General features: G+C 63.7%; 26 protein-coding genes. 9 read left to right on the plus strand and 17 right to left on the minus strand.

Going from position 1 to position 24,794, the window contains the following annotated elements; genetic code table 11:
• Positions 1–230 precede the first annotated feature (230 nt).
• The 5 genes from AC0L2R_RS17210 to AC0L2R_RS17230 are packed head-to-tail and all read right to left on the minus strand — an operon-like array spanning position 231 to position 5,607.
• Entirely contained in the window at positions 231–983 is a 753-nt protein-coding gene (locus AC0L2R_RS17210; RefSeq protein ID WP_473510400.1) for an MOSC domain-containing protein, read from the minus strand.
• A 7-nt stretch (positions 984–990) separates the two neighbouring features.
• Positions 991–2,622, minus strand: a complete 1,632-nt coding sequence (locus AC0L2R_RS17215; RefSeq protein WP_473510675.1) for an ABC transporter ATP-binding protein — start codon at positions 2,620–2,622, stop codon at positions 991–993.
• A gap of 41 nt (positions 2,623–2,663) precedes the next feature.
• Complete coding sequence (locus AC0L2R_RS17220; protein WP_128166589.1) at positions 2,664–3,491, minus strand: ABC transporter permease; 828 nt, start codon at positions 3,489–3,491, stop codon at positions 2,664–2,666.
• Positions 3,488–4,429 carry an ABC transporter permease gene (locus AC0L2R_RS17225; protein WP_473510402.1) on the minus strand — a complete coding sequence of 314 codons (942 nt, stop codon included), beginning with the start codon at positions 4,427–4,429 and terminating at the stop codon, positions 3,488–3,490. The genes AC0L2R_RS17220 and AC0L2R_RS17225 overlap by 4 nt, the downstream gene beginning before the upstream one ends.
• On the minus strand, positions 4,411–5,607 hold the full coding sequence (locus AC0L2R_RS17230; protein WP_473510404.1) for a C45 family autoproteolytic acyltransferase/hydolase: 1,197 nt from the start codon (positions 5,605–5,607) through the stop codon (positions 4,411–4,413). Before AC0L2R_RS17230 ends, AC0L2R_RS17225 begins: the two co-directional genes overlap by 19 nt.
• 141 nt (positions 5,608–5,748) lie before the next feature.
• On the opposite strand from AC0L2R_RS17230, the gene AC0L2R_RS17235 reads away from it, so the two are divergent.
• Positions 5,749–6,681 (plus strand): GntR family transcriptional regulator, encoded by a 933-nt coding sequence (locus AC0L2R_RS17235; RefSeq protein ID WP_473510405.1) that lies wholly within the window; start codon positions 5,749–5,751, stop codon positions 6,679–6,681.
• Positions 6,682–6,857: 176 nt separating this feature from the next.
• Here AC0L2R_RS17235 and AC0L2R_RS17240 read toward each other — a convergent pair whose 3' ends face one another.
• Positions 6,858–7,037, minus strand: a complete 180-nt coding sequence (locus AC0L2R_RS17240; RefSeq protein WP_077374092.1) for a hypothetical protein — start codon at positions 7,035–7,037, stop codon at positions 6,858–6,860.
• Between the two features lie 296 nt (positions 7,038–7,333).
• Here AC0L2R_RS17240 and AC0L2R_RS17245 point away from each other — a divergent pair, with 296 nt between their 5' ends.
• Positions 7,334–7,768 carry a hypothetical protein gene (locus tag AC0L2R_RS17245; RefSeq protein ID WP_287211789.1) on the plus strand — a complete coding sequence of 145 codons (435 nt, stop codon included), beginning with the start codon at positions 7,334–7,336 and terminating at the stop codon, positions 7,766–7,768.
• A gap of 211 nt (positions 7,769–7,979) precedes the next feature.
• Here the strand turns inward: AC0L2R_RS17245 and AC0L2R_RS17250 are convergent, their stop codons facing one another.
• Entirely contained in the window at positions 7,980–8,264 is a 285-nt protein-coding gene (locus tag AC0L2R_RS17250) for an acylphosphatase (RefSeq protein WP_473510408.1), read from the minus strand.
• 163 nt (positions 8,265–8,427) lie between these two features.
• On the opposite strand from AC0L2R_RS17250, the gene AC0L2R_RS17255 reads away from it, so the two are divergent.
• Both AC0L2R_RS17255 and AC0L2R_RS17260 read left to right on the plus strand, forming a co-directional pair.
• Positions 8,428–9,240: a nucleotidyltransferase family protein gene (locus tag AC0L2R_RS17255; RefSeq protein WP_473510410.1), complete on the plus strand. Its 813-nt coding sequence runs from the start codon at positions 8,428–8,430 to the stop codon at positions 9,238–9,240.
• Entirely contained in the window at positions 9,233–9,985 is a 753-nt protein-coding gene (locus AC0L2R_RS17260) for a metallophosphoesterase family protein (RefSeq protein ID WP_473510411.1), read from the plus strand. The genes AC0L2R_RS17255 and AC0L2R_RS17260 overlap by 8 nt, the downstream gene beginning before the upstream one ends.
• 16 nt (positions 9,986–10,001) lie before the next feature.
• Here AC0L2R_RS17260 and AC0L2R_RS17265 read toward each other — a convergent pair whose 3' ends face one another.
• Positions 10,002–11,192 (minus strand): NADH-quinone oxidoreductase subunit D, encoded by a 1,191-nt coding sequence (locus AC0L2R_RS17265; protein ID WP_473510412.1) that lies wholly within the window; start codon positions 11,190–11,192, stop codon positions 10,002–10,004.
• Between the two features lie 102 nt (positions 11,193–11,294).
• Positions 11,295–11,732, minus strand: a complete 438-nt coding sequence (locus AC0L2R_RS17270) for a hypothetical protein (protein WP_027151427.1) — start codon at positions 11,730–11,732, stop codon at positions 11,295–11,297.
• Between the two features lie 221 nt (positions 11,733–11,953).
• Between AC0L2R_RS17270 and AC0L2R_RS17275 the strand changes: the two genes are divergently transcribed.
• A complete protein-coding gene (locus tag AC0L2R_RS17275) occupies positions 11,954–12,391 on the plus strand; it encodes a CBS domain-containing protein (RefSeq protein WP_287219515.1) in 438 nt (145 codons plus the stop codon).
• A gap of 167 nt (positions 12,392–12,558) precedes the next feature.
• Here the strand turns inward: AC0L2R_RS17275 and AC0L2R_RS17280 are convergent, their stop codons facing one another.
• The 4 genes from AC0L2R_RS17280 to AC0L2R_RS17295 all read right to left on the minus strand — a co-directional run bounded on the left by AC0L2R_RS17280 (position 12,559) and on the right by AC0L2R_RS17295 (position 14,631).
• The gene (locus AC0L2R_RS17280; RefSeq protein ID WP_473510415.1) at positions 12,559–12,933 is read right to left on the minus strand and encodes a YybH family protein; all 375 of its coding nucleotides are present in this window, start codon (positions 12,931–12,933) and stop codon (positions 12,559–12,561) included.
• 114 nt (positions 12,934–13,047) lie between these two features.
• Positions 13,048–13,266: a hypothetical protein gene (locus AC0L2R_RS17285; protein WP_473510416.1), complete on the minus strand. Its 219-nt coding sequence runs from the start codon at positions 13,264–13,266 to the stop codon at positions 13,048–13,050.
• A 115-nt stretch (positions 13,267–13,381) separates the two neighbouring features.
• A complete protein-coding gene (locus AC0L2R_RS17290) occupies positions 13,382–14,503 on the minus strand; it encodes an NAD(P)/FAD-dependent oxidoreductase (protein WP_473510418.1) in 1,122 nt (373 codons plus the stop codon).
• 2 nt (positions 14,504–14,505) lie between these two features.
• The gene (locus tag AC0L2R_RS17295) at positions 14,506–14,631 is read right to left on the minus strand and encodes a hypothetical protein (RefSeq protein ID WP_023797838.1); all 126 of its coding nucleotides are present in this window, start codon (positions 14,629–14,631) and stop codon (positions 14,506–14,508) included.
• 144 nt (positions 14,632–14,775) lie between these two features.
• On the opposite strand from AC0L2R_RS17295, the gene AC0L2R_RS17300 reads away from it, so the two are divergent.
• Positions 14,776–16,146: an aspartate aminotransferase family protein gene (locus tag AC0L2R_RS17300; protein WP_473510419.1), complete on the plus strand. Its 1,371-nt coding sequence runs from the start codon at positions 14,776–14,778 to the stop codon at positions 16,144–16,146.
• Between the two features lie 304 nt (positions 16,147–16,450).
• Here AC0L2R_RS17300 and AC0L2R_RS17305 read toward each other — a convergent pair whose 3' ends face one another.
• From AC0L2R_RS17305 to AC0L2R_RS17320, 4 genes are all read right to left on the minus strand, one after another.
• On the minus strand, positions 16,451–17,554 hold the full coding sequence (locus tag AC0L2R_RS17305; protein ID WP_473510420.1) for an alcohol dehydrogenase family protein: 1,104 nt from the start codon (positions 17,552–17,554) through the stop codon (positions 16,451–16,453).
• 156 nt (positions 17,555–17,710) lie between these two features.
• The gene (locus AC0L2R_RS17310; protein WP_473510422.1) at positions 17,711–19,090 is read right to left on the minus strand and encodes an aminotransferase; all 1,380 of its coding nucleotides are present in this window, start codon (positions 19,088–19,090) and stop codon (positions 17,711–17,713) included.
• 35 nt (positions 19,091–19,125) lie between these two features.
• On the minus strand, positions 19,126–20,619 hold the full coding sequence (locus AC0L2R_RS17315) for an NAD-dependent succinate-semialdehyde dehydrogenase (RefSeq protein ID WP_473510423.1): 1,494 nt from the start codon (positions 20,617–20,619) through the stop codon (positions 19,126–19,128).
• 330 nt (positions 20,620–20,949) lie between these two features.
• The gene (locus tag AC0L2R_RS17320) at positions 20,950–21,432 is read right to left on the minus strand and encodes an Lrp/AsnC family transcriptional regulator (RefSeq protein WP_473510676.1); all 483 of its coding nucleotides are present in this window, start codon (positions 21,430–21,432) and stop codon (positions 20,950–20,952) included.
• A gap of 90 nt (positions 21,433–21,522) precedes the next feature.
• Between AC0L2R_RS17320 and ehuR the strand changes: the two genes are divergently transcribed.
• From ehuR to ehuB, 3 genes are all read left to right on the plus strand, one after another.
• Positions 21,523–22,908: a MocR-like ectoine utilization transcription factor EhuR gene (gene ehuR / locus AC0L2R_RS17325; RefSeq protein WP_473510425.1), complete on the plus strand. Its 1,386-nt coding sequence runs from the start codon at positions 21,523–21,525 to the stop codon at positions 22,906–22,908.
• Positions 22,909–23,030: 122 nt separating this feature from the next.
• A complete protein-coding gene (ehuA, locus tag AC0L2R_RS17330) occupies positions 23,031–23,816 on the plus strand; it encodes an ectoine/hydroxyectoine ABC transporter ATP-binding protein EhuA (protein WP_023797847.1) in 786 nt (261 codons plus the stop codon).
• Between the two features lie 94 nt (positions 23,817–23,910).
• Positions 23,911–24,762 (plus strand): ectoine/hydroxyectoine ABC transporter substrate-binding protein EhuB, encoded by an 852-nt coding sequence (ehuB, locus tag AC0L2R_RS17335; protein WP_029350588.1) that lies wholly within the window; start codon positions 23,911–23,913, stop codon positions 24,760–24,762.
• Positions 24,763–24,794: the final 32 nt, after the last annotated feature.

Consider the following 24,794-nt stretch of genomic DNA (forward strand, 5'->3'; position numbering starts at 1 on the left):
TCAATTGGAACGGCAGGAACGGTGCAAAGTCGCTGGTTCCGGGCAACGTCCGGTTACGAGCCGCCAAATCGGCCCAGCAAGGACCGGTTTGGGTCACCAATTCCCTTCGGACTCTCCTGCGGAAGGGGAGAAAAGTGATCGTGAGCTGTATTCGCCCCCGGCGCCAAGCGTTGGATGTTCACCACCAGGGTCACGACGCGCCGCCGTCCGGCGACGAAAGCTGGATAAGGTCAGGCTTCGTTCAAGGTGACCTGGTCGCCCAGCCTGATCTTGCCCGGTTCGATGATTTGGCAGAGCGCGCCGAAGCCGCCTTCGCCATGGCGCGCTATGGTTTGCAGCACTGCCGGCTCGAAGGCGAGATCGCCTTGCGCCAGCGCCGTGAAGGTGCAGCGCGCGCACGGTTCCGAGATCACGATCCGTGCCGTCCCGATCGACAGCACTTTCCCGATGATCTGCTGCTCGACGAAACCCTCCCGCGAGGCGTCGGTTTCGATCACGATGTTGGGCCGGAACCGCCTGGAATCCACTTGCGAAGGATCCTCAAGCAGGCCGGCAAGCCTGTTCATCGAGGCTGACGTGACGATGTGGATGTCGGCGCGCTGATAGCGTGGCGCGATATGATCCTGGGCTTCCGAGCCGAAGGGGACATGTGGGTGCAGCGCCGCCGGGAAATCGAGGAAGGCCGAAACCAGCTCGCCTGCGAGGCTGGAGCCGGCATCGATCCAGGAGCCGTCCAAGCCGATTTCCGGCCAGTCACCCTTCAGCCTTGCACCAAGGTTGGGCAGCGGTCGCCAGTGTTTTCGCTTCTCCGGCGCGGCAACAGCGCCGTCGCGCCGGTCGATGATGCCCCAGATCCGATCGCCCGGAATCCCGCCCTGCGCAAGCTCGGTCCCGTCCAGCCGTTCGCCACCCATCGAACTGATGGGGTATCGCCAGATCTCCGTGATACGGCCAAACGCTGTCATGATGCGGCGACGAGCCATGCCGTCCTCATCGAGCCACTGCCTTGCGTGCGCCCGCGCCATCGGCGAAATGGCGATCGATCAGCATCGCGGCATCGAGAAGGGCGCGTGTGTAGGCGTGGCGTGGTCGATCGAAGACGTCGTCGCGGTCGCCGATCTCGACAATCCTTCCGTCCTGCATGACGGCGACCCGATCGGCAACCTGCTCCACCGCACCCAGATCATGCGAGACGAACAGGCAGGCGAACCCGTAGCGTTCCTGCAACGACCGGATCAGAAGCAGAATCTGTTTCTGCACCGTCATGTCGAGCGCCGAGACCGGCTCGTCGGCGACGACGAAGGCCGGTCGCCTGACGATCGCCCGGGCGATCGCGACGCGCTGGCGCTGGCCACCCGAAAGCTGATGCGGGAAACGCTTGAGAAGGTCGCGCGTCAGCCCCACTTCCTCGATGACCTCATCCATGCGCGCGGTCCGCCGCTTGCGGTCCAATTCGGTGTCGAGCTTCAGCGGCTCGGTGATGATCTCGGCAATCGACTGGCGAGGGTCGAGCGACGAATAGGGGTCCTGGAAGACGATCTGCATGTCACGACGCTGCGCACGCGCGTCAGCGGATCGATCGTTGGCAATCGCCGTGCCAAGAAACGAGATCGTTCCACTGGCCGGCCTGACGAGACCGACAATGGCGCGCCCGAGCGTCGTCTTGCCGGAGCCCGACGCGCCGACCAGCGCCAGGGTTTCGCCGCGGCGGATGGTCAGGTCGACGCCGTCGACGGCGCGCTTCGGCTGCGCGCGCCCAAACAGCCTGGGACGGCCCGGATAGTCGATGACGACATTGCTGATCTCGACCAGGGGCGGGCCGTCGACGGCTTTTCTCGATCCACCGGCGCTGCGCTTGGGAAGCGCATCCACCAACCGCTGCGTGTAATCGTGCTGCGGTGCGTGAAGCACCTGGGTGCTGCTTCCCTGTTCGACCGCCTTGCCTTCGCACATCACCGTCACGTTGTTCACATAGTGCGACACCATGCCGAGGTCGTGGCTGATCAGCAGGACGGCGGTTCCGTTCTCCCGCGTCAGCTCGACCATCAGGTCAAGCACGTCGCGCTGCACCAGCGTGTCGAGCGCGGTGGTCGGCTCGTCGGCGATCAGCAGGCGCGGCTTGAGCAGCATGACCGATGCGAGCATGATGCGTTGGCGCATGCCGCCGGAGAATTCGTGCGGATAGGCCGCAAGGCATTTGCCGGGATCCTTGATCTGGATCCTCTCCAGCATTGCCAGCGAGCGGTCCTTTATCTCGGCGCGCGACATGGCGCTATGCAGGCGCAGGCCCTCCGCCATCTGCTCGCCGATGGTGACGGCGGGATTGAGCGAGACCATCGGCTCCTGGAAAACCATGCCGATCCGCGCACCGCGTATCTGGCGCAGCGCCTTTGGAGCGAGGCCGGTGAGCTCCTGTCCTTCGAAGTGGATGCTGCTGTCCGGCGTCGTGACCAGCGGGGCAGGGAGCAAGCTCACGATCGAGCGGGCCGCCATTGTCTTGCCCGAACCGGATTCGCCGACCAGCGCCAGCATGTCACTGGGGGCGAGGTCGAAATTCAGCCCGTCGACGATCCGCTTTCCCGATGGCCCGACCGAGATCGACAGATTGCGCACTGAAAGCATCGTGTTGTTGTCCGCGGTCGGCACGAGCATGTTTCCAGGACCTACATTTTCGGGTCGAGCCAGTCGCGCACCGCGTCGCCCAGCATGTTGATGCCGAGCAGCGTGATCGAGATGCAGAGACCCGGCAGGATGATCAGATGCGGCGCCTGGCCGATATAGGGCCGAGCCGTCGACAGCATGTTGCCCCAGCTCGGCGCTGGAGGTGGGACGCCCAGTCCAAGAAAGCTCAACGCGCTCTCCGACAGGATGATCCAGCCGAACATTGTGGTGGCGAGCACGATGATCGGGGCGACGCAGTTGGGGAGCACGTGCCGCGCCATGGTGATGATCTCGCTGTTGCCCATCACCCGCGAGGCCTCGACATATTCCCGCTCGCGAATGGACATCACCGAGGCCCGCACCACGCGCACCACGATCGGCATGTAGGCAAGGCCGAGCGCAACGATGATACCCTCGCGGCTGGCGCCGATAACCGCCATCAGGCCGAGCGCCAGAAGCAGGCCGGGGAAGGCGAGGAAGGCGTCGTTGACCATCATGACGACGCGATCGACCCAGCCGCGCAGGAAACCGGCGAGAACGCCGAACACGATGCCGAGGATCAAGGCGAAGGCGACTGTCGCAAAAGCGATCCAGGCGCTGGTCCGCGCGCCGCTGGCGAGGCGGCTGAGCACGTCGCGCCCGAACTCGTCGGCACCGAGCAGGTGCTGGGGCGACGGCCCGCTGAGCCGCGACGGCAGATCAAGCTTGAGCGGATCGTAGGGGGCGATCCATGGACCGAACACAGCCAGAAGGATCAATGCCCCGGTGACGGCGATCCCGAAGGTCGCATTGAATTTCAGGCCGGGCCGGCCGAGCGCACGGGCGATCATGCGGCGACCCTCGGATCGAGCAGCGGATAGACGAGGTCGACGAGAAGGTTGACCACGACATAGATGAAGGCGATGAACAGCATCGTTCCCTGAATCACCGGATAGTCGCGGGCATAGATGGCGTCGACCAGCAGCCGGCCGAGGCCGGGAATGGTGAAGACGGTCTCGATGACGACGATGCTGGAAAGCAGGCTGCCGAGCACCAGGCCGATCAGGGTCAAGGTGGGCGCGAAGGCGTTCTTGAAAGCATGGCGCCACATCACAGCGCTTTCGGAAAGTCCCTTTGCCCGCGCATGGGTGATGTATTCCAGCCGCGCCACCTCGATCGTGCTGGCCCTGGCCATGCGCGCGATCGGGCCGGACTCGACGAGCACCAGGGTGGCCACGGGCAGGATCACATAGAGAGCGGCTTGCGCGAAGTCGCGGCTGAAGGGCACGTAGCCGACGATCGGCAGCCAGCCGAGATAGAGGCCGAAGATCAGCATCAGCATCAGACCCAGCCAGAAACTGGGGATCGAGAGCAGGATGGTCGAGGTGGCGACGACGGTGATGTCGCCAAAACTGTCCTGCTTCCAGGCGGCCAGCATGCCGGCCGGCACGGCGATGGCGGAGGCGACAAGCACGGCCAGGAGGACGATGATCGAGGAGACGGCGAAGCGGTCGAGGATCAGCGGCAGCACCTCTTGCCCGCTGCCGATCGAGCGCCCGAAATCACCTGCAAGCACGTTGCCGGCCCAGATCAGATATTGCACCACCACAGGCTGGTAGAGCCCCATCTGATGCCGCATGGCTTCGACCTGTCCGGGCTGTGCGAGGTCTCCCAGCATCAGCGTCGCAGGGTCACCCGGGATGAAGCGCATCATCACGAAGACCGCAACTGACACCAGGACGAGTGTCGGTATGGCGCTGGCGATGCGGGTCAGGACAAAGCGGACCATCGTTTCTCCTGTGATATCGAAGGTCTCGCCCGTGCCGACATCGCCTTCTCGGAGCGCTCGCGGACCTCGTCGTCGAGGGTGAGTTCGTAGCGGGTGAATTCGCGGTTCTCGGCCGGCAACGGTGCGATCTCCATGACGCCGGCGGCTGGTTCGAAGACGATCATCGCCACCGTCGCCGAGAGATTGCCGCCTTTCTTCCTGATCCGCGGACGACAGACGCTGAACGGCGAAGCGAAATCGTCGAACAGGGCTTCCTTCAAATCGTCGATGGTGACGTCCCCATGCCGCGCCGACAGGCGACGGCGCACGCGGTGGTCGCGATAGAGACTGTCCGGCACGTCGCGAAGTCCGGTTTCGCGCAGCTTCGACAACGCCACCGGGCTCTGCCAGTGATTGGCATGGACGATCATGTCGTCGTCCGGATAGATGGCGAAGGCCTCGTCCGGCGCGCATTCGAAATCGACCGTAAACCCCTCGGCGGTGCTGAGCATCATGTTGTTGGAGCCGGATTTCGGTGTCGTCGCCACCACCTTGATGGCGTCGGCGAAATGCTGCGCTTCAAGTGCCCGGCGCCGGATGAAGGGCAGCGGAATTCCGATGTCGCGATAGTCGCGGTCCGATTCGAGATAGTTCGCGGTGATGCCGATGCCGGCCGCGTTGAAGCCGCTGCGCGCCAGTCCGCCGGCTTCGGTGAAGGTGAGGAGATCCGGCCCGTCCGTTCGCCGGATGCGCAGCACCACCGAGGTCTCGGCGCATTCGGCCTTCCAGTCCCAGTTCTGGCCATGGATGAGCCTGCCGTTGCGGGTCGCCTCCGGCAAGATCACAGCGCCCGTGCAGCCGTCGGGCTCGTCGTCGGAAATGCCTTTCTCGCGCCGGGCGAGCTGCAGGATTTCGGTACGCGCATTGACCAGGACGATCGAGGACAGGTCGAGATTGGCGCCTGACGCGATCCCTTGCATTTCCTCGACGAGATCGGGCGCCCATTGCCGCAGGCGAGGCAGGAAGATTTGGGAAAACCGCGCGACATCGTCCCGCCCGAAGCCGAACCGGTCGAGCTGGCCGGCGTAGAGCGCCACCGAAGCGCCGATGCGCCCGCGCGCCTGTTCGCCATAGGCCATGCCGCGCGCTTTCGGCGCTCCTTCGATCTCGACAAGCGGAAAAGGTGCGACTGTTGTCATCAAGGGAAGCCTCAACTCGTTGAGTTCGGATACTAATGCATTTTGATTGAATGAAAAGCAGGAAAATTCGATAGATTGCCAGTTCGAACTGCGTGGCGCATATCTATAATGCGAAAATGCGAACGCACTGAGGAAGTGCCTATGAATGAAACGATCATTGACCGGCCGGCACGCGGCGAGGCGGCCAGTCCGCTGCAGATCGATCTGGCGCGGCGGATCCTGGAGCGGATCAGGGATTCGGGCTGGACGGTTGGAACCCGCGTCTCGGTGCCCGACCTTGCCCGCACCTTCGGCGTCTCGCGTTCTCCGATCAGCGCAGCGTTGGAGCTGCTGGTCGCCCAGGGCATCTTGAGTCCCTTCGAGACGAGGGGGCTGCAATTGGCGCGCGAGGTCGCCGACCTCGACCCTGAAGATATCCTGCCCAGTTCACCGCTCGAGGAGCTTTACCGCAGGATGATGCGCGAGCGCGCGCTCGGCCAGCTGCCGCAGGAGGTGTCCGAGGCGGAACTGATGCCGCGCTATCAGGTGTCGCGCGGCGTCGTGCGCAAGCTTTTGCTCCGCTTTGCCGCCGAAGGGCTGGTGCAGCGCCTGCCGGGGCATGGCTGGCGTTTTGCCGACACACTGGTCGGCGAGGACGCCTACCGGGAAAGCTATGAATTCCGGGCGGCCGTCGAATGCGCGGCGCTGCGGTCGCCCATGTTCAATGCGGATCCTCAGCAGCTGGCGCCGGTCCGCCGCGCTCACCAGCGCATCCTGGCGATCGTGTCGACGGGCAAGACGCTGATCGGCGGCGACGAATGGTTCCGGATCAACGCATCCTTTCACGAAGGGCTTGCGGCCTGTTCCGGCAACCGGTTCCTGGCGGATGCGGTGCGCCAGCAGAACAATCTGCGCCGGTTGCAGGAGTCGGCGGGTTTCGAGGAACTGCCGGCGGAACGCATCGAGCAGTCCTGCCGGGAACATCTGGCCATCCTCGATGCCGTCGAGGCGGGCGAGATCGAATGGGCCGAGGCGCTGCTGCGCCAGCATCTAAGGCAGGCATCCGAGTTCGCTTCGCCGCAGCGCTCGATCTGATGCGATGTCCGCGACGATGAGCATTTCCGTCGTCATTTTCCGCACCTGATCGCCACTGACAGCACCGAGACGACGGCGACCGCAGCCCGCATGCTGGCCGCTCAGTGAGCCAATGCGCTGACGCCATCCGGCATCCATGCGGGACTGGCCGATCTGGAACGAGCGTCTCCGCTCCGTCAAATGCCGGGATTTTTGGGACCGATTTTCAGCGGCGCATCATTTTCATCCGGATTGGGAACAGGAGCTTCGTCGGGAAGTCTGTCCGGGTCCGGCTCACGCACCGGCTTCGGTTCAGGAAACGGCGGCGGTGTGGGCGCGGGAGTGGGTGTTGGTTCGGGAGTGGGAAGAATGGCCATGGTGTGATTTCCTTCCGCTCGCACTCTGCCTGGCGGGTCGCCGACGTCGGCTGGGATTTTTGAAGCCACCCGTTCCGATCGGTTTTCGCTCGGGCTGACGCACGCAGAACGACCACGCATGCCTATGGTTCCGACGCGAGCTCCGATGATCCACGCAGGCATCAGCATTCGTGGCCGGACGGGGCCGTCAGAAAAGTGATCGAATGGTTCGCCCATGAGGGCCTTGCCGGCGTCGTGGAGCGCCATAATTTCCATTTCAGGGTGGGACGAACTCACCTGCTGAATAGGAGGCGGCCGTGAAGCACCAAACACTTGACCAACTGCATACCGTTGCCGACGTTCACGCTGAAGCAACAGACCTCGTATCGACTCGAAGCCAGCGTCTCGAACGTTGGGCGAAACTGCTGGAGAAAAATCCCGATCGACGTCTCGAAGCGTTGACGGGCACCGAATACAAGTCCCCTGAGATACGCGAGAAAATGCGTTACAACGACTCGCCTCTCACGGTTGCCTTCGAGGACCCGATCTTTCGCGCGCAAGGCTTGAGAGATGACACCTACGGTGAAGCCAAGCGCTTCTTCGAGCTGACCGACTGGCAGCTGCACGAAATCGTCTGCCATTGCCATGTCGGCGCCTCGATACGAGCGCGATGGGCTGCCTCTCGCGTCCGCGCGGCAATGTCCGAGAGGTTTGGTTTCTTCGCCTGGCTGCGAGGAATATTCATGCACTGACGCTACGGGCATTCACGCCGCCGGCAATTTATACCAGGGCCGGCATGTTCGGGTGAGGGGGCGGCGAAGTGATTTCCACGCCTCGCATCAGTGGTGGTTGATGAGCGGATAGGCCGTTTCGGCGGCGATCCGCCATCGGCGAAGCTCGAACCATAGGCTCGATACCACAGGGATGCGCGGATTTCAGTCGGCGGGCGCGCTGTACACACTTCTAGCCGATGATCCTGAATCCGTTCGGCTGCTGGCCGGCATCGACGTCCTGGGATGTCACGCTGGAGACCGACGCTCCGGTCGGCCCTTTCCACAACCGGTCCAACATGGTCGAAACCGCGCCGTCGGCTCCGACGATCAGTGCGGTTACGGATCCATCCTCCTCATTGCGAACCCACCCGGACAGACCGAGCCTCTCGGCCTCGGTTCGCGTCCACACGCGAAACGAGACGCCTTGCACCCTTCCCCTCAGTCTGACGCGTACCGCCTTGCGCCCGTTCTCCATGGTCACCTCCGTGGAGTTGGTTTGTTCACACCTTCAACTCACCAGCGGCGAAAAAGGCTCCGCCATCACATTTACGCATGATCTCGGCAACGGAACCATGCGGCGGCGGCTTTGTTTAAAAGACGGACAGCTGCAGGTTGCTGGGCCTCGGAGCCACGATTTCATGACCAACGATTCTCCAACGGGAGGCGCCATCCCGGCATCCGTTCCGACGATCGACCCGAAAGCGGCGCCGACGCTTCAACACGCCGAGGCCGAGGTCTTTTATACAGAGGCGATCCGCGAACTCGCCGCGACGGACATTCCCTTTCTTGTCGCCGGCACCTACGCGGTGAGCGCCTATACGGGCGTCACGCGCCAGACCAAAGACCTCGACATTTTCTGCAAGGCCGGCGACTTTGCCCGCATCCTCGCCCATTTCAAGCAGGCCGGTTTTGCGGTCGAGATCGTGGACGACCGGTGGCTTGGCAAGGTCTTCAAGAGCACACATTTTTTTGACGTCATATTCGCATCCGCGAACGGCACCATGCCGGTCGGCGACGAGTGGCTGGAGCATGCTCGGCAGATCGAGTTGCTGGGCAGTCAGGTGCGGATCGTCGGTCCGACCGAGCTTATCTGGTCCAAATGCTTCATCCAGGACAGGGGCCGCCACGACGGCGCCGACATCGCTCACACCATCCTCAAGGCGCAGGATCAGATCGACTGGCGCCGGCTGCTTTCCTACCTCGAAGTTCACTGGGAGGTGCTGTTGATGCAGCTTCTGAATTTTCGATGGATCTATCCGAGCGAGCGCGATCACGTTCCCGCCTGGCTGCTCGACGAATTGCTTGACCGGCTCGCCAAGCAGAGGGAGTTGCCTACGCCCCGAATGAAGATCTGCCGCGGGCGCCTGCTTTCGCCGACCGACTACGAGATCGACGTCAAGGAATGGGGCTTTGCCGGCGTCGGCGGAACAGGAGAATTTCGCGATGGCTGAGAGGAACAAGGCTGCTACGGCAAGGGTTGGGAACGGCGGCACCGTGAGGATTGCGGCTGTCGGCGACCTGCATGTGCGGGAAGACGCGCAGGCCTCCTGCCGTGATCTCTTCGGCGAGGTCTCGCGCGAAGCGGACGTCCTCGTGCTCACTGGCGACCTCACCAATCTCGGCAAGCCGCGTGAGGCCGAAATCCTTGCGGAGGATTTGCGCGCCTGCGCAATCCCGGTCGTCGCCGTGCTCGGCAACCATGACTATGAATCCGGCGCGGTCGAGGACGTCGCCCACATCCTTCGGCAGGCGGGCGTCCATCTTCTTGACGGCCAGACCACGGAAATCAAGGACGTCGGCTTTGTCGGCGTGAAGGGGTTCATTGGCGGATTTGGATCGCGCATGCTCGGTTCCTTCGGCGAGCCGGCGATCAAGGCGATGGTCGCCGAAAGCGTCAGCGAGTCGATGCGGCTCGAAAACGCAATGCGCCAGGTCCGCACCGAGCGCACGCTCGTCGTCCTGCACTACGCTCCGGTGGTCGAGACAGTCGCCGGCGAGCCATTGGAGATTTTTCCGTTCCTGGGCTCGTCGCGGCTGGCGGAGACGATCGATCGGTTCAAGGTCAGCGCCGTGGTGCATGGCCACGCGCATCGCGGCATCTATGAAGGTCGCACGCCCGGCGGTGCCCCGGTCTACAACGTCGCCATGCACGTGGCGAAGCCGACCGGCCGTCCCTACGCCCTGCTCGAAATCTGAAACACCCCGCGCCTCGTCAGCGATCGATCTCGCCGAACACGATATCGAGCGATCCGATGATCGCAGCGACATCGGCGATCATGTGCCCGCGCGACAGAAAATCCATCGCCTGCAGATGGGCAAAGGACGGCGCCCGGATCTTGCATCGATAGGGAGTATTGCCGCCGTTCGAAACCAGGTAGACGCCGAACTCGCCCTTCGGCGCCTCCACGGCGGCGTAGACCTCTCCAGCGGGCACGCGAACACCCTCCGTGTAGAGTTTGAAATGGTGGATCGTCGCTTCCATCGAGCGTTTCATCGTCGCCCGCGGCGGCGGCGTGATCTTGTGGTTTGGAATCGCCACCGGACCTTGGCCCTCGGGCGATCGCAATTTCTCCAGGCATTGCCTCATGATCCGCACCGACTGGCGCATTTCCTCCATGCGGACGAGATAGCGGTCGTAGCAGTCGCCGTTCTTGCCGATGGGAATGTCGAAATCCATCTCCGGGTAGCATTCATAGGGCTGTGCCTTGCGCAAATCCCACGGAGCGCCCGACCCGCGCACCATGGGGCCGGAGAAGCCCCAGGCCCAGGCGTCGTCGAGGCCGATCACGCCGACATCTACGTTGCGCTGCTTGAAGATACGGTTTTCGGTGAGCAGCTCGTCGAGGTTGCCGCAGACCTTGAGGAACGGATCGCAGAAAGCCCAGATGTCGTCCAGCAGCTTCTCAGGCAGGTCCTGGTGCACGCCGCCGACCCTGAAATAATTCGCATGCATGCGGGCGCCGGAGGCGCGCTCGTAAAAAACCATCAGCTTCTCGCGCTCGGCAAAACCCCAGAGCGGCGGCGTCAGCGCGCCGATATCCATGGCCTGTGTCGTGACGTTGAGGAGATGCGACAAGAGCCGGCCGATTTCGCAAAACAGAACACGGATGAGCTGTCCGCGCTTCGGGACCGAGATTTCCAACAACTTCTCGGCGGCGAGGCAGAACGCATGCTCCTGGTTCATCGGCGCGACATAGTCGAGCCGGTCGAAATAGGGCAGGGCCTGCAGATAGTTCTTGTATTCGATCAGTTTTTCGGTGCCGCGGTGGAGCAGCCCGATATGGGGATCGGCGCGATCGACGACCTCGCCGTCCAGTTCCAGCACCAGCCGCAGCACGCCGTGAGCAGAGGGATGCTGCGGTCCGAAGTTGAGGGTGAAGTTGCGAACTGCGGCTTCGACCATGACGCTGCTCCGCTGTACCGGGTTTTCAGGGCTGAAGCCGAGTGCTCCGGCCCGCCACGCCCGGACCACCGATCAGGTGCCCGCCAATCACGTGCCCGCCAATCACGTGGTTGTCTGGATGATCAGAGTCAGCATGCCGTCGCCGTCGATGTTGGCGGCAACAACCTGCGAGGAGTCCAGCCCGTTCGCCGCCAGCACCGATGCCGCCTGTGGCGAGGCATCGATCGAGCTCTGCAGGGTAAGCAGATCTTCAACGCTGGTCTGGGTGATCACGGCCTCGGCTTGCGTCTTGAGTTCCGGCGGCAAATCCTCGAGGGCGACAATGGCAATGCCAGTAAAATTCTGGTCGGTGAAACCTTGATCAGGCAGGGCTTGATCAGGCAGGGCCTGGTCAGGCGTTTGGTTGGGCAAGCTTGGATCGGGCAGGGCTTCCGGAGCCGGAGGTGCGATCTGGGGAAGCTGCGGGTCGGTGGATTGCGCGTGAATCGGCTGCGCCAGGGCCAATCCCGAGAGGGCGGCAATTGTCGTCAACATGCGCATGATCGTTCCTTCCGTTTTTCGTTTGGCTCGAGGAGGATCACCTGGTGACCACACAACCATTGTCCCGGATTATGGTTCCCGTCCGTCACGGATATGGCCATGGTGGAGCCTATCCTGGCGCGAGCGGTCGAACGATGGAACGATTCCGACAGGCGTTCATTCTCCCCTGATCACACCTTCATCACAGGATCGGCGGGGCGCTGCAGCTCGAGGAGAAAGCCATGAGAATCAGCGAGTGCATGACACGGAAAGTTCAGGTCGCCAGTCCGGACCAGTCATTGCGGGATGCCGCACGAGTCATGGCCGATCTTGACGCCGGTGTTCTGCCCGTGGGTGAGAATGAGCGGCTGGTCGGCATGATCACGGACCGCGACATTGCCGTCCGTGGCATCGCGGAGGGCAGAGGTCCCGACACCAAGATCAGGGATGTGATGAGCGCGGAGGTACAGTGCTGCTATGACGACCAGGAAGTCGGCGATGTTCTTCAGAATATGCGCGAACTCAAAGTGCGGCGAATGCCGGTGATCAGCCGCGACCGGCGGCTGGTTGGCATTGTCTCGCTCGGCGACCTCGCCACGAATGGCGAACCCGCATGGGCCGGCGAAGCGCTGGGCGGCATCTCGCAGCCGGGCGGCGACCATTCGCAGACGGCGCATTGATGCATCATAAACAGATTTGAAGTTCCTGCTCGATCGACGGCATCGGCGTTCAGGAACTTCGAACCCACAACCGTACTGGGATCACCCCTTTGCGCTACAGGGCCGCACGCCCGGAGGCGCGAGCACTTGGTTTGGGCATGATTCCCAGCGAAAATCGATTTCCGGGGTCACCCGGGCCGACGCTGCGCAACGGAGAATCGATCGATGACCCACAGCCATGTCCCGTCGCCCTGGCGGCGGGCGACCTCGGTGGTTACGGTGCCATCGGGAAGACGGGTTGACGTCAGTGCCAGATCTCCGCTGACAACGGCCGGGGCCTGATTTCCGGCGGCAAATTTTTGGCCCGTTGCGGTGATGTCGGCGAAGAGTGCCCGGATCGCTTCGCGGCCACGCGTCAGTGGCCCGTCACCGCTGTCGACGACGGCATGCGGCTCAGAAAGCGCGGCCATGCCGTCGATGTCTCCCACCCACTGCCGGGAGATCAGCAGGCGCTCCAGATCCTGGGGATCACGCGCCGGCTCGCGGCTTGCTTCATCGGTCATGGCGAAACTCCTCCGACGCTCGGTAGCAAAGCGTTCGATCCTGCGCCAAGTTTCGTTGGAAGACGAGCCGCGGAAGCTCCGCCATGCTGATCGCAAGGTGGAGCAGCCTGGCGATCATCCTCCCCAGCCGAGATCGCGATCCGCAACGCGCCATTCGGCGGCGCCGGCGCGGCGCCGGTGGCTGTCGTTGAGGAAGTCGGCGATTCTTGCCGCCGATTTCGCCGAGGCGAAGGTGAGCAGCCGATCGTGATGGACGACAGGCTCGCCGGTCTCATTGTCCCAGATCTCGAACCGGCAGCTTGGGTTCGGTATGGCTTCGAAACGGATCTTCATATCGATGGCCCCGGTGATCGTCGGACCGAGGTTCTGCGACCCCGGCTTACGGATGGCTTACGGGCGTTTGGATTATGCTTTTGGCAGCGGGCGCGCTCGCGCGGGTCGCCCTCGACTAGCTGGCCTTCGGCGCGAGGCGCTGCGCGACATGGTCGGCGATCGCCAGGCTTGAGGTCAGGCCAGGGCTCTCGATGCCGAACAGATTGACCAGGCCTTCCACGCCATGCACCGCCGCGTCCTGAATGACGAAGTCGGCATTGGCTTCGCCGGGACCGGAGAGCTTCGGCCGTATGCCGCTATAGGCCGGCCGCAGGCTGCCATCGGCCAGGTCCGGCCAGTATTTGCGGATCTCGTCGTAGAAGCGCTCGCCACGTATTGGATCGACGCGATAGTCGAGTTGATCGGTCCATTCGACGTCAGGCCCGAAGCGGGCGACGCCGTCGAGGTCGAGCGTCAGATGGACGCCGAGCCCGCCGGGCTCGGGCACGGGATAGACCAGCCGCGAGAACGGCGCCCGGCCGGCGACCGAAAAATAATTGCCCTTGGCGTAGCGAAGTTCTGGCAGGAATTGCTGGTCGAACCCGTCAAGCGAGCCGGCAAGTGCCGTGGCGCCAAGCCCGGCGGCGTTGACGAAGCGCGCGGTGGCGATTTCAAAGCGCTCGCCGCTGGTGCTGTCGATCGTGTCGAGCACGATGCGTCCATTTTCAATGCGGCCCGAGGCGATGCGGGTGTTGAGGCTGAGCGCCGCCCCGTGCTCCTCGGCGTCGCCCAGCAGCGCAAGCATCAGCGCGTGGCTGTCGATGATGCCGGTGGCGGGAGACAAAAGCGCGGCCGTGCAGCGCAGCTTGGGCTCCAGCCTGCGCGCCTCTGCTGCGGTCAAGGGCGTCAAATCGCCCGCGCCGCAAGCAGCGGCGTTGGTCAGGATCGAAATGAGCATCGGCTCCTGTTCGGCATCCGTGGCGACGATGAGCTTGCCGCAGCGCGCATGCGGCACCGCCCGCTCCTGGCAATAACGGTAGAGCCTTTCGCGGCCTGCCACGCAGAGCCGGGCCTTCAGCGATCCGGCCGGATAGTAGATGCCGGCATGGATGACCTCGGAATTACGCGAACTCGTCCCGGTGCCGATGGCGTTCTCGGCCTCGAGGATCAGGGTGTCCATGCCGCGCTGCGCCATCTCTCGCGCGATCGCGAGGCCAATGACGCCGGCGCCGGCGACGATGCAGTCGACATGGTCCACGATCAGGCCACCTCAGCCTTGTTGTTGTGCCTGCTGGTGAGCCGTTCGGGGATCAAGTCTTGGCCATGCGCACAGCCGGCTTGGCGCAGGTTCCCGCGTTCAGCAGCCTCGAAGCTGAAATTCTGCATGTCTTTCGCCCATCCGCCGGCCCTTCCGAAAGGGCTTGACACCCTTACAAGAAACGGATGCAGCAAACAGCATTAATCCAGAGGCCGATGCGCGCGCCGAACGGCGGCAGGACGCACGTCCCGGCATGCAGCACAGGAGCCATCATGGACGCTCGACCGAATTCCCCCGAAGCCCGCGACATCAGCTACCACATGCACGGCTACACCAATGCCCGCAAGCATGAAGAGGCAGGGCCGCTGGTCATCGAGAAGGGCGACGGCATCTATGTCGAGGATCTCGCCGGCAACCGCTATATCGAGGCGATGGCCGGGCTTTGGAGTGTCGCGGTCGGCTTCTCCGAGAAGCGGCTGGTCGACGCTGCGGTGCGCCAGATGTCCAGGTTGCCTTACTATCACGACTTCGGTTCCAAATCGCATTCGCCGCTGATCGATCTCGCCGAGAAGCTGGTGCAGATGGCGCCGGTGCCGATGAGCAAGGCGTACTTCACCAATTCCGGCTCCGAGGCCAACGATACGGCCATGAAGATGATCTGGTACCGGTCGAATGCGCTCGGCCAGCCTGCGCGCAAGAAGATCATCAGCCGCATTCGCGGCTATCACGGCGTCACCATTGCCTCGGCGAGCCTGACCGGGCTGCCCAACAACCACACTTCCTTCGACCTGCCGATCGCCAATGTGCTGCACACCTCGACGCCGCATCACTGGCGCGAGGCGCTGCCAAATGAGAGCGAAGGAGAGTTTTCGAGCCGGCTTGCCGACGATCTGGAAAAGCTGATCCTGGCCGAAGGACCGGAAACCATCGCTGCCTTCTTCGGCGAGCCGATCATGGGCGCTGGCGGCGTCATCGTGCCGCCGGCCGGCTACTGGGAGAAGATCCAGGCGGTGCTGTCGAAATACGACATCCTGCTCGTCGCCGACGAGGTGATCTGCGGCTTTGGCCGAACCGGCGAAATGTTCGGCTCGCAGACCTTCGGCATCAGGCCCGACATCATGGTGCTGTCGAAGCAGATCTCTTCGTCCTACCTGCCGATCTCGGCCTTGCTGATCAACGAGAAGGTTTTCGAGCCGATTGCCGACGAAAGCAATCGCATCGGCACCTTCGGCCACGGCTTCACCGGTGGCGGCCATCCCGTTGCGGCGGCGGTCGCGCTGGAGAACCTGAAGCTGATCGAGGATCGCGATCTCGTCGGCAATGCGCGCACGGTCGGCGCGCATATGCAGAAGCGGTTGCGCAAGCTCGCTTCGCACCCGCTTGTCGGCGAGGTGCGCGGCGTCGGCCTGATCGCGGCGGTCGAACTGGTCGGCGACAAGGCGAACAAGACGCCGTGGGAGACGTCCGGCGCGCTGGGCGGGCTCGTCAACGGTTTCATGCAGCAGAACGGCGTCATCTCGCGCAACATGGGCGATGCACTGGCCTTCTGCCCGCCGCTGATCATCACCGAGCCCCAGGTCGATCAGGTGATCGACGCGTTTGAAAGATCGCTTGAAGCCGCGGTCAAGCAGGTCGGATCATAGATCTGAATAGGTCGTCCGAAGGCAGAGGCTGAATGGGCGTTGGTGATTGGCGAAGGTCGTAGCGACGTCCAATCTCCCCCCTTGCGGGGGAGATGTCCGGCAGGACAGAGGGGGGTGGGAAGGATCGCAACTTCGACTTCAGCCTTGCCAACCCGAATCAGCTTGGGCGTGGCTGCGATCGATTGACAGGTCGGAGGGACAGCACCCCGGGACAGCACCCCCCTCTGCCCTGCCGGGCATCTCCCCCGCAAGGGGGGAGATTGGCAGCTTCGCTGGCGACGCCATGCCTTGTTAGCCTTGATTGTCAACGCGTTGCAGCGAGGTCCGCAACGGCATCCGGAACGACCACCAGTTTGCCGACAAAATCCTTGGCGATGAAATCCGCCTGGGCGCGGTGGAAATCGGAGAGCTTGTAGACACCGCCGACCAGCGGCCGGATTTTCTTCTCCTCGATGTAGCGGACGATACGGCGGAAGTCGTGTCGCGTGCCCTGGCTGGAGCCGTGCAGCTGCAATTGCTTGAGATACATGGTGCGCAGATCGAGCTGCACGACCGGGCCGGCAATCGCGCCGGCGGTGGTGTAGCGGCCTTCGGCCCGAAGGATGCGCAACAGGTCATTGAAGATGCCGCCGCCGACGAGGTCGGCAACCACGTCGATCGGCTGGCCGCCGGTCGCGTTATTCACGGCGGCGGGCAGATCGGCGACGCCACGGGTGATCACCGCCTCGGCGCCGATGTCGAGCACCGCCTGTTCCTTGCCCTTGCCGACGACGGCATAGGGAATGGCGCCGCGCGCCCGCGCCAACTGCACGATGCCGGAGCCGACGCCGCCCGACGCGCCGGTGACCAGCACACGCTCGCCGGCCTTCAATGCGGCGCGTTCGAGCATCTGTTCGCCGGTAAGATAAGCGCAGCAGAAGGTGGCGAGTTCGACGTCGGTCAGGTCGGTGGCGACGACATGGGCATTCTCGGCCGGCACGGTCTGGTACTCGGCATAGCCGCCGTCGCGGCCATGGCCCATATAGTCGATGTCGGCGAGCGAATCATCGTCGCGGTTGTAGATCGAGAAATCGACCATCACCCGCTCACCGATGCGGGCCGAAGAAACACCCTCGCCGACGGCAACGATGTTACCGACCGTGTCGGTGCCCTGGATACGCGGGAAGGTCAGCGTATTGCCCTGACGCCGCCAGGTCGACACGGCGGCAGCATCTTCCTCCGTGCCATAGGCGCCTTGGCGCACCCAGACATCGGTGTTGTTCATGCCGCACGCCGTGACCTTGACCAGAACCTCGCCCGGGGCGGGCGAGGGCACTTTCACATCGGTGCGATAGACAAGCTTTTCCGGCCCGCCGTGACCGGTCAGAAGCACGGCGGCCATGGTGGCGGGGAGGGCTTTGGAGGTCATTGATGTTGCTTCCAGATATTTCCAGGTTGGCGCTGCCCCTCACCCTTACCCTCTCCCCATGAACAACGGGGAGAGGGGTCGCCAGCGCTGGAGCTTGTCCCTTCTCTACCGAGAAGGTGCCGGCAGGCGGATGAGCGGCGGCACCAAGGTCGATAATTAGATGCTGGCAAACACACCATTCACCGCATCGGCCGTCTTCGACACGACGATGTCCGCCTCTTCGCGGGTGAGGCATAGCGGCGGCGCAAAGCCGAGGATGTCGCCTTGCGGCATGGCGCGGCCGATGACGCCAAGCTCGGCAAGCGCGGTCGCGACCTGAGGCCCGATTTTTTGCGCGGCATCGAAGAACACGCGGTCGTCCCGGTCGGCGACGAATTCGATTGCCGCCAGCATGCCGTCGCCGCGCACCTCGCCGACATTCTTGTGGCCGCCGACGGCTTTCGCCAGTTCGGCGCGGAAATAGGCGCCGGTCTCACCGGCGTTGGTCACCAGGTCCATCTCGTCGATCAGTTCCAGGTTGGCGACACCGGCGGCAACGCAGATCGGATGCGCCGAATAGGTCCAGCCATGGCCTATGCTGCCGAGTTTGTCCGAACCCTGCACCAGCACCTGCCAGACCTTATCCGAGACGATGACGCCCGACAGCGGCGCATAGGCCGAGGTCAGTCCCTTGGCGATGGTGATCAGGTCGGGTTTGATGCCGTAGTGGTCGGAGCCGAACATGGTGCCCAGCCGGCCGAAGCCGGTGACCACTTCGTCGGCGACCAGCAGCACATCATATTTGTTCAGAACCGCCTGGATCTTTTCCCAGTACAGAGCGGGCGGCGGCACGATGCCGCCGGTGCCGAGGATCGGCTCGCCGATGAAGGCGGCGACCGTGTCGGGGCCCTCGGCCAGGATCATCTCTTCGAGCTTGTCGGCGCAGTGCTGGGAAAACTGTTCTTCGCTCATCGAGCGGTCGGCGCGGCGGAAATAGTAGGGCGCTTCGGTGTGCAGGATCGGCGCGCGCGGCAGGTCGAAGGCGTTGTGGAACAGGTCGAGCCCGGTCAGCGATCCGGTCATGACACCAGAGCCGTGATAGCCGCGCCAGCGTGAGATGATCTTCTTCTTCTCGGGACGGCCGAGCACGTTGTTGCAGTACCAGATCAGCTTGATGTTGGTTTCGTTGGCGTCGGAGCCGGAGAGACCGAAATAGACCCTCGACATGCCTTGCGGGGCGCGGTCGATGATCATCTTGGAAAGCGTGATCGACGCCTCGGTGCCGTGGCCGACATAGGCGTGGTAATAGGCAAGGTTCCTGGCCTGGGCGGCGATGGCGTCTGATATCTTCTGGCGGCCATAGCCGACATTGACGCAATAAAGCCCGGCGAAGGCATCGATACTCTTGCGCCCGTTATTGTCCCAGATGGTGACGCCTTCGCCGCCGGCGATCACGCGGGTCGGCGATTCACCCCGCGCATGCGTGCCCATATGGGTCGAGGGATGGAAGAAGTGATCGCGGTCCCAGGCGGCGAGTTCGTTGGACTGGTCGAGCATTTTTTTGACTCCTAAGGAAACGTCTCCGGCGCGGCTTACGCTACGTCCAGGCAGAGATATTTAAGATCGGTAAAGGCTTCGAGCCCGTGGCGCGAGCCCTCGCGACCGATGCCGGACTGCTTGACGCCGCCGAACGGGATCGGCGCGCCGGTGATCTTGACGCGGTTGATGGCTACCATACCGTAGTCGAGTGCACGGCCCATGCGCAATTGGCGGCCGCCGTTCTCGGTGACGACATAGGCGACGAGCCCGTATTCGGTGGCGTTGGCGCGGGCAATGACCTCGTCCTCGCTGTCGAAGGGCGTCACCGCGGCGACCGGACCAAAAGTTTCCTCGCGCATGATCAGCGCATCGTCGGTGACATCGGCGAGCAGGGTCGGCCGGTAGAACAGCGGTCCGGCCGGATGTCTGCCGCCGCCGGTTAGGCAGCGCGCGCCATGGGCGAGCGCATCGGCGACCTGCTCCTCGACCTTCTTGACGCCGCGCTCGTGCATCAACGGCCCGATGTCGATGTCATCGGCCAGGCCATTGCCGGTCCGCAGTGCCTCGATGCGCCTGGCGAAGGCGGCGCAGAAACGATCATAAATCGGGCGCTGGACATAGATGCGGTTGGCGGCAAGGCAATCCTGGCCGGAAGTGGCGAATTTGGCGTCGACGGCTGTCGTCACCGCATTGTCGAGATCGGCGTCGGCAAAGACGATCAGCGGCGCGTGGCCGCCGAGCTCCATGACCAGCCGCTTCATCGTCGGCGCACTTTGCGCGGCGATAAGCCTGCCGATCTCGGTCGAGCCGGTGAAGCTCATGGCGCGGACGCGCGGATCTTCGCACATCCGCCCAACGATGGTCGAGGCCTTGCCGGTGAGAACGTTGAAGACGCCAGCCGGCAGGCCGGCGCGTTCGCCGAGCTCGGCCAGCGCCAGTGCCGACAGCGGCGTTTCCGAGGAAGGATGCGCGACGATGGTGCAGCCGGCGGCAAGCGCGGCCGCCGCCTTGCGGGTCAGCATGGCCGCAGGAAAATTCCATGGCGTGACGACGCCGACGACGCCGAGCGGTTCGCGCCGCACCATCATCTCGGCGTTTGGCAAATGGCTGGTGACGCTTTCGGCGTTGAGGCGCTTTGCCTCTTCGGCATACCACTCGACGAAGGAGGCGGCGTAGTCGATCTCGCCAAGCGCTTCCCTAAGAGGCTTGCCCTGTTCGAGCGTCATCAACAGCGCCAGATCGTCCTTGGCGGCGATGATCAGATCGAACCATTTTCGCAGGATTCTTGCGCGCTCCTGTGGGAGAGCCGCGCGCCAGGCGGGAAAGGCGCGCGACGCCGCGTCGATCGCCTTGCTCGTCTGCCTGGCATCGAGCGCGGCAACCCAGGCAACTGTGGCGCCTGTAGCAGGGTCGGTCACCCCAAAACTCTCGGCGGCTTCACTCGCCGTCCAGTGGCCGTCGACATAGGCGAGTTGGCGCAGCAGCCGCCGGTCGGCGAGCCGGTCAAGCGCTTCGTGGCGTTGTGGGCGGGCAAAATGCGCGGACATGTTCGAGGTCTCCCGGTTTCGGAGTGATGCGGAGAGACTATGCGCGCGGCGCAGACAGAGAGGCTGTTTCGGAGCGCACGCGTAGAGAGATTGTCTCTATTGGGCTGCTCGGGCAGACAATCTGTTCAGCTTATAGGCTGGGCTATCTCATCGAGGAACTGCCCCCTCACCCGGATTGCCAACCGAATTGCAAAGGGCAATTCGGGGCAATCCGACCTCTCCCCCGAGGGGAGAGGAGATCGCAGCGCTGGCACCTTTCTCTTCTCCCCGCCGGGGAGAAGGTGGCCGCGAAGCGGCCGGATGAGGGGGCTCTTTGCGATTTGCCAGACCTCACGACTGTGCCGGCAACAGATCGGCAACCGGCAAGGCGACCTCCTCCTTCACCGTCTTGGTAACGATGTAGGTGAAATAACGGTCGATGCCGATCTCGCGTTCGAGCAGGGCGTCGACCAGCCGCTGATAGGCGTCGATGTCGCGCGCCATCACTTTCAGCAGATAGTCGACGCCGCCGCCCACCGACCAGCAGGCGACGATTTCGCGGACGTCGCGGATGACGCGCTCGAAACGGTCGAAATCGGCCTGGCGGTGGCTGGCCAGCGTCACCTCCATCAGGACGGTGGCGACCGGCGCGACGGCGCGCATTGCAACCCTGGCGTGATAGCCGGAGACGATGCCGGCCTTTTCCAGCTTGCGCAACCGCATCCAGCACGGCGTCGGCGACAGGCCGACCTTGTCGGCGAGCGCCAGCTTGGTGATGCGCCCGTCGCGCTGAACCGCGTCGAGGATTTTCAGGTCGATCTGATCCAGTTTCAATGCGGCCATGAGCGTCCACTTTTTTCCGCGACACCATGACGGCGCATTATTTCGATTGTCAATTGCACTGATTTCGATCTCTAATATGTCATGACATTGTGGCGTCCAGATCCCGCGCTTATCCGGCGGCCGGCCTATCAATCGCTCGCCGACCAGTTCGCGCGCGCCATTCATGACGGACGGCTGGCCAACGGCGCGCGGCTGCCGACGCATCGCCGGCTGGCCGACGATTTGAAGCTTTCGGTGCAGACAGTCAGCCGCGCCTATGAGGAACTGATCCGCCGGGGCCTGGTCTCCGGCGAGATCGGCCGCGGCAGCTTCGTGCAGACGCAGCGCCGCGAGCCGGAGCCGCCCTATCTGCCGGAGCGCCTTGGCGAGGTCATCGACCTGTCGATCCTGAAGCCGGTCTGCGAGCCGATGCATCTGGAGCGGCTGAAGCAGGCGCTGGGCTGGCTCGCCGAGAACCTGCCGTCGACCTCGGCGCTGTCGTTCCGGCCGAACATGGTGTTTCCGCGCCACCGTGCAGTGGCGGTCGAATGGCTGCGGCTGTGCGGTTTCGACGTGTCGGCGCAGAATGTCAGCCTGACCAACGGCGCCACGGCCGGCATGACGGTGGCGCTGATGAGCGTGGCGCCGCCGGGTTCGACCGTCGCCACCGAGGCGATCGGCCATCACACGCTGATCCCGCTGGCGCGCTATCTCGGCTTCAACCTCGAGGGTCTGCCGATCGACGACAACGGCCTGATCCCGGAGGCGCTCGACGAGGCGTGCCGGGTTTCCGACATCCGCGCCGTGTTCGTGCAGCCCTCGGTGATCAATCCGACTGCAACATTGATGAATGCCGCGCGGCGCGAGCAGATCGCTGCGGTGGCGCGCAGGCACGACATCGCCATCATCGAGAACGACGTGCTCGGGCCGCTCGTCGAGGGCCGTCCGCCGCCGGTCGCCGCCTTCGCGCCCGAGCGCACGCTCTACGTCACCTCCTTCACCAAGATCGTGCTGCCAGGCCTGCGCATCGGTTATCTCGCGGCGCCCGACCGCTATGTCGCTGCCGTCGCCAACCGGCATCTCGTCTCCAACTGGATGGCGACGCCGATGGTGGCGGAGATCGCGACAAAATGGGTGACCGACGGCACGGCGATGGAACTCGTCCGCTGGCAACGGTCGGCGCTGCGGCGGCGGCAGGAGATTGCCGCCCAGGTGCTTGCCGGGGTCGACTACCGCGTCCATCGTGACGGGCTGCATCTGTGGCTAGAACTGCCCGGCGACCGCGCCGAGGAGGGCTTCGTCTCACAGGCCCGCCTGCAGGGCGTGGCGATCGCACCAGGCACATCGTTTCGCATTTCGGCGGCGCCCTGGCAGCCGGCAGTGCGCATCTCGCTGGGCTCGACCACCGAGGGGGAACTGCGCGCCGGCCTCAGTGTTGTCACTAAACTTCTGCTCGGCGACCCGGAGCATCTGCTGCTGGCGATCTAGGCAAGCATTGCCGCGAAATTCTGCGGAGTCAGAAACATTGTCATGAGTTTATTTTCCTGATTGACATGATTTGGCGCGTTCCGCATCGTTAAGGCACAGCTTCTCCAGCACGGGGAAATTCTTTGTCCGCGCCCATCATCAAGATCGACGCCATTTCGAAAAGCTTCGGCACCTTCAAGGTGCTGGACGGACTGTCGATGCAGGTCATGCCGCGCGAGAAGCTGGCGCTGATCGGCCCATCCGGCTCCGGCAAGACGACGATCCTGCGCATCCTGATGACGCTGGAGAGGATCGACAGCGGCCACATCCAGATCGACGGCGAGCAGCTTTACCACATGGAGCGCAACGGCCAGTTGCTGCCCGCCGACGAACGGCATCTGGCAAGAATGCGCCAGAAGATCGGCATGGTCTTCCAGCTGTTCAACCTGTTTCCGCACAAGAGCGTCATCGACAACGTCACGCTGGCGCCGATCCTGACCAAGGGCATGCCGCGCGCCGCCGCCGAAAAGCGGGCGATGGAACTGCTCGACATGGTCGGCATGGCCGACAAGGCGAAAGCGATGCCGGCGCAGCTTTCCGGCGGCCAGAAGCAGCGCGTTGCCATCGCTCGCGCCTTGGCGCTGCAGCCCAGGATCATGCTGTTCGACGAGGTGACATCGGCGCTCGATCCGGAACTGGTCGAGGAGGTGCTGAACGTGTTGTGGCGGCTCTGCTCGGAGACCGACATGACCATGCTGCTGGTCACCCACGAAATGGGTTTTGCCCATGATTTCGCCGACCGGGTTCTGTTCTTCGACCGCGGCAAGATCGTCGAGGAAGGCAAGCCGGACGAGATTTTCCGCAACCCCAAGCAGGAGCGTACGCAAGCTTTCCTGAAGAAGATCATCGCGGCCGGACATCGCGTCTGACTGCCATGCCCCGGGCGGCAACGCCGTCCTCCCAGGGCGGCGAAGCCGTCCCGTGGAACGACCAAACCAAAAGAGAAACAAGGAGTTGGCAACAATGAAGAAACTTGGCATTCTGGCCGGCGTCGCCGGTGTTGCGCTGACCGCAATTCTGGCCGCTTCGACCGCGGGATCGGCCGACGACAGCAAGCTCGAAGAGCTCAAGGCACAGGGCTTCGCCCGTGTCGCCATCGCCAACGAGCCGCCCTATACGGCGGTTGCGGCCGACGGCAAGGTTTCGGGTGCGGCACCCGATGTGGCCCGTGAAATCTTCAAGCGTCTTGGTGTCAACGACATCGTCGCCTCGATTTCGGAATATGGCGCGATGATCCCTGGCCTGCAGGCCGGCCGTTTCGACGTCGTCACCGCCGGCCTGTTCATGAAACCGGAGCGCTGCGCGGCGGTCGTTTATTCGGAGCCGGTGCTGTGCGACGCCGAGGCGATGCTGGTCAAGAAGGGCAACCCGAAGGGCTTCAAGAGCTATGAGGATGTCGCCAAGGATGCCACCGCAACGATCGGGGCGCCGGGCGGCGGCACCGAGGAGAAGCTGGCGCTCACTGCCGGCGTGCCGCGTGACCGCGTCATCGTCGTGCCGGATGGCCAGAGCGGCCTGAAGATGCTGCAGGACGGCCGCATCGACGCCTATTCCCTGCCGGTGCTGTCGATCAACGATCTGGTCAAGAAGGCCAACGATCCGAACCTCGAAGTCGTCGCCCCGGTGGTCGGCGCGCCGGTCTATTGCGACGGCGCAGCGTTCAAGAAGGGCGATGAGGCGCTGCGCGACGCCTATGACGTCGAATTGGCCAAGCTGAAGGAGTCCGGCGAATTCGCCAAGATCATCGAGCCCTACGGTTTTTCGGCCGCGGCGGCGATGTCGACGAGCCGCGACAAGCTCTGCTCGGCGAAATAGGCGCCTTTTTCCTTCTCCCCGTTCACGGGGAG

The organism is Mesorhizobium sp. WSM4820 (assembly GCF_055811075.1).